Annotated in this window: 5 protein-coding genes and 1 pseudogene; 3 read left to right on the forward strand and 3 right to left on the reverse strand. The window is 69.7% G+C overall.

The window, feature by feature from the left end:
• Positions 1–173: 173 nt before the first annotated feature.
• Positions 174–1,331 carry an ABC transporter substrate-binding protein gene (locus IZR01_RS48365; protein WP_194899853.1) on the reverse strand — a complete coding sequence of 386 codons (1,158 nt, stop codon included), beginning with the start codon at positions 1,329–1,331 and terminating at the stop codon, positions 174–176.
• A gap of 238 nt (positions 1,332–1,569) precedes the next feature.
• Between IZR01_RS48365 and IZR01_RS48370 the strand changes: the two genes are divergently transcribed.
• Positions 1,570–2,334 (forward strand): GntR family transcriptional regulator, encoded by a 765-nt coding sequence (locus IZR01_RS48370; protein WP_323746764.1) that lies wholly within the window; start codon positions 1,570–1,572, stop codon positions 2,332–2,334.
• 61 nt (positions 2,335–2,395) lie between these two features.
• The gene (locus tag IZR01_RS48375; protein WP_194927804.1) at positions 2,396–2,836 is read left to right on the forward strand and encodes a VOC family protein; all 441 of its coding nucleotides are present in this window, start codon (positions 2,396–2,398) and stop codon (positions 2,834–2,836) included.
• Between the two features lie 82 nt (positions 2,837–2,918).
• Here IZR01_RS48375 and IZR01_RS48380 read toward each other — a convergent pair whose 3' ends face one another.
• A complete protein-coding gene (locus IZR01_RS48380) occupies positions 2,919–3,536 on the reverse strand; it encodes a TetR/AcrR family transcriptional regulator (protein ID WP_194927805.1) in 618 nt (205 codons plus the stop codon).
• A gap of 59 nt (positions 3,537–3,595) precedes the next feature.
• On the opposite strand from IZR01_RS48380, the gene IZR01_RS48385 reads away from it, so the two are divergent.
• Positions 3,596–4,039, forward strand: a complete 444-nt coding sequence (locus IZR01_RS48385; protein WP_194927806.1) for a VOC family protein — start codon at positions 3,596–3,598, stop codon at positions 4,037–4,039.
• Here the strand turns inward: IZR01_RS48385 and IZR01_RS48390 are convergent.
• Positions 3,993–4,299, reverse strand: a pseudogene (locus IZR01_RS48390) (hypothetical protein); the annotation flags it as partial. The gene IZR01_RS48385 and the pseudogene IZR01_RS48390 sit on opposite strands and share 47 nt — an antisense overlap.

A 4,299-nucleotide genomic window follows, 5' to 3' on the forward strand; every position in this document is an offset into this window, starting at 1 on the left:
GGCTACGGGAGCGGGTGCTGCGGGTACGGCGCGGAAGGCGCGAGCCGCGCGGATCTTCCGCGCTACCAGCGCCACCCGCGTCACCGCGTGCGGGTTCGAGAGGGGACGCCGCAGCGGCCGGCGTGGGTTCCCCCACGCCGGCCGGGACGTCCGCCGGGGCGGCGGTGCTCACGTCAGCCGGTCGCCTTCGCCCAGCCGGTCACGACGAGCTTGGATCCCGCCGTCACCTGGTCCTGGGTGGCGAACTGCGGGGTGCCGGTCACCGGCGGCAGCGCGGCCAGCGCGGTGGCGTCGGCGGTGCCGGCCTGCTGGAGCGCCGGGAGCTCGGCCGGGCGGGCCATGCCCTTGAGCCACAGGTTCTGGCCCTCGGCGGAGTACAGGAACTCCTCCCACAGCCGCGCGGCGGCCGGGTGCGGGGCGGTCGCGCTGATCGCCTGGTTGTAGAAGCCGCCGAACAGTCCGTCGGAGGGCACGACGACCTTCCAGTCGATGCCCTTGGCCTTCAGGTCCGTGGCCGCCGAGGCCTGCAGGTAGTCCCAGTCGATGGTGATCGGCGTGGTGCCGGACTGGATGGTGGCCTGGGTGGCCGCGACCGGGATGAAGATGCCCTCGGACTTCAGCTTGGCGAAGAAGTCGATACCGGGCTGGACGTTGTCCAGGCTGCCGCCGTTGGCCAGGGCCGCGGCGAACACGCCGGACAGGGCGGCGTTGGCCTTGGTCGGGTCGCCGTTGAGCGCCACCTGCGACTTGTAGACCGGGTTGTCCAGGGACTTCAGCGTGGTCGGCGGGGTCTTCACCTTACCGGCGTCGTAGCCGATGGAGATGTAGCCTCCGTAGTCGTTGTACCACAGACCCTGGGAGTCCTTCTGCGCGTCAGCGATCTGCGACCAGGTGGCCACCTTGTAGGGCGCGAACTGGCCCGCGGCGGCACCGGAGGTGGCTGCGGCCTGGCCGACGTCCACGACGTCGGGGGCATTGCCGCGGCCGGCCAGCTGCTTGATCGCGTTCAGCTCGTCCTGGCTGGAGCCGTCCGGGTTGGCATCGTTGATCTTGATGCCGTACTTGGCGGTGAAGGCGTCCATCAGGGCGCCGTAGTTGGCCCAGGTCTTCGGCAGCGCTATGGCGTTCAGCGTGCCTTCCTTCTTGGCGGCGGCCACCAGGGCGTCCATGCCGCCCAGGTCGGCGGCGCTGGTCGCGGTGGCGGCGCCCTTGGCCCCGGCACCCCCGGCCGCCGCGCCCTTCGCGCCCGAGCTCTTACTCGACGAGCAGGCGGTCGCGCTCAGGGCGAGGACGACCGCGGTGGCGGCGATACCCGTCAGACGTCGATTCACAGTTTCCTCCCGGTCGGGGCGGCGTTCCGAATCGGCCGCACTCACCCGCGGCAAGGACTATCCGGATGCCAGGTGGACGGAAACCCGGCTCTGGGTGAACAGATCGAAGTTGTATGGCCAACACCTAGTTGTCTGGCCAACTATCTATAAGATCGCAAAGATTTCGACCACGGATTTCGACCACGGATCCACGACGGATTCCGATGACAGGTCTCGACGACAGATGCGGGGGGACCCGGTGACCCGGGAACCGAGATACCGGCAGATCGCGGAAGAACTGCGGCACGCCATCACCGAGCACGCGTACGGCCCGGGCGGCAAGCTGCCCAGCGAGGGGGCGCTGGCCGAGCGCTACGAGGTCTCGCGCGGCACCATCCGCCAGGCGCTGATGCTGCTGCGGCACGACGGCCTGGTTACCTCGCGCCGCGGCACCCGCCGGGTGGTGCTGGACGACGCGCCGGTGCAGGAGTTCGCCCAGATGCAGAGCTTCGCCCGCTGGGCGCGCTCCATCGGCGAGACGCCGGAGGGGCGGGTGATCCGCCAGGGATGGCACAGCGCCGACCCCGACGAGCGCCGCCAGCTGCGGATCGACGCCGACGCTCGGGTGCTGCGGGTAGTACGTCTCAGGCTGCTGTCGGGACGTCCGGCGATGCTGGAGCGCACGGCGTATCCGGAGGCACTCGGCGCCATCGTGGAGACTCTGCCCGCTGACACGGTGTCGGTGACCGAGTTCCTGGAGCAGGCCGGCGTGTTCGTCGCGGACGCCGAGCACACGATCGACCTGGCGCGGGCCGACCCGCAGGACGCGGCGCTGCTGGGCTGCGCGGTCGAGGACCCGCTGCTGCGGGAGCGGCGGCGGTCGACGGATCCGGCGGGGGTGCCGCTGGAGTGGTCGGAGGATCGGTATCTGCCGGGGAGTGTCGCGTTCGTGGTGCACAACTCGCTGGCTTCGACGCCTATGACGCGGCAGCACATGGTGCCGGTGGTGAGGGATTCGGGGTAGGCGGCGGGTCCGGTGCTGCTCCGGCGGGTTCGGCAGGTCCGGCGGCCCCTATCCTCGGGGCATGACGATTCAGCGCATGGACAACGTCGGCATCGTCGTCGAGGACCTGGACGCCGCTGTCGCCTTCTTCACCGAGCTCGGCATGGAGTCGCAAGGCCGGATGCGGATCGACGAGGACTGGGCCGGAAGGGTCGTCGGGCTCAAGGGGATGCACAGCGAGATCGAGATGATGGCGATCCCCGGCGCCCCGGGTCGGCTGGAGCTCACGAAGTATCACACCCCTGAGCCGGTCACCCCGACGCCGGCCGTGCCTGCCGCGAACACGATGGGCGTGCACCGCGTCATGTTCGCGGTCGACGACCTCGAGGACACGCTCGCGCGGTTGCGGCCGCACGGTGGCGAACTGATCGGGGAGGTGTCACGGTTCGAAGACAGCTTTCTGCTGTGCTACCTGCGCGGGCCGAGTGGGATCATCATCGGGCTGGCGGAGCAGTTGAGCTGAGGGCTCAGCCGGTTTCAGGTCGGCGACGAGGTCACCTCAGTGATGGGTTCATGCCGGCGATTGGTTCATGCCGGCGCTGGGTTCATGCCGCCGGCGATTTCGCGTCGGCGATGAGCGCGCGTGCGGTGCGCGCCGCTCGTTGCGCTGTCTCCTCCAGGGCGTCCGCCGCGACGCCGAACAGCCCTTGGCGCAGGAACACGGCCAGGCCGTGAGCCGCGGAGGAGATCCGGAGCAGCAGGTCGAAGGCTGCTGATTCACTCGCAGTGATGCGGGCTGCGACCGGCAGCAGCGTCGCCAGCAGGGCGTCACCGGCCTCGGCGAGTTCGGGATGCCGGGCCTTGTCGAGACCGGCGTAGAAGGTGACGTCGAAGAGCGCCGGTTTCTCCGCGGCGAAGCGCACGTAGGCAGCCGCGAAAGCAGCAAGCTGATCAGCCGGATCGTCCAGAGCCGATATGGCCCTGGCGAACTGTTCACGCTGCTCGCGGTATCCGGTGACGGCCAGCGCGGCGAGCAGCGCTTCGCGATCGGCGAAGTGCTTGTAGGGCGCCGCGACGCTCACTCCGGCCCGTCGGCTCGCCTCGTTCAGGCTGAAGCCGTGCGGCCCTTTCTCGGCGACGAGTTCCAGCGCCGCCCGCTCCAACGCGTTGCGCAGGTCGCCGTGGTGCTGGCCGCTCGGTCGGCGTTTGACAGGTGGCGTCATGCCGGTAAGGTTAACACCATTCACCAGGTAAATATCATTAACCTCAGGAGGGGCGCAGCATGCCCACCGCACCCACCTTCCGCGTCCACCACGTCAGCCTCTCGGTCGCCGACCTCGACGCCCAGGAGAGCTGGTACCGCAAGGCCCTCGGCCTCGCCCAGGTCGAGGAGCGCCTGGACCTGCCCGACGCCGGCGTCCGCACCGCGATCCTGAGCGACGGCGCCGGGCTGCGCGTCGAGCTCACCGAGCGGGCCGGCTCCACGCCGGTCGAGACACCGGATCCGTTCGCGGCCACGGCTCGTCAGACGTATACGCACCTGGCGCTTCAAGTGGCCGATCTGGATGGCACCTTCCGATGGCTGACCACTGACTGCGAGGCGCCGGTGGTGGTCGAGCCGGGGCCCGGGGCGAGTGAAGGCGTGCGCTACGCCTACATCCACGATCCGGAGGGCAATCTCATTGAGCTGATCTATCAATCACTTCGCACGGCGACAGCTCCTTGATCTCCCGCCGCGTCATCAGCACCCGCACCCCGTCCTCCCCCACGCCCCCGACCTTCTCCATCGGGATCGCCACCCGCTTGTGTCCGCGCAGCAGGCCCTCGTCGACGAGGATGTGGGTGACCGCGTAGCCGGCGGGTGCCACCACGACGCCGCGGACGTGGCCGATGACGCCGTCGGTGGCGTGGACGTGGTCGCCGGGGTAGATGCGGGATTCGCCGGGTGGGACGTGGTCGTCGTAGGCGATGCGGGGCATGAGGACG

Source organism: Catenulispora pinisilvae (assembly GCF_015356865.1).
Taxonomy (GTDB): Bacteria; Actinomycetota; Actinomycetes; order Streptomycetales; family Catenulisporaceae; genus Catenulispora; species Catenulispora pinisilvae.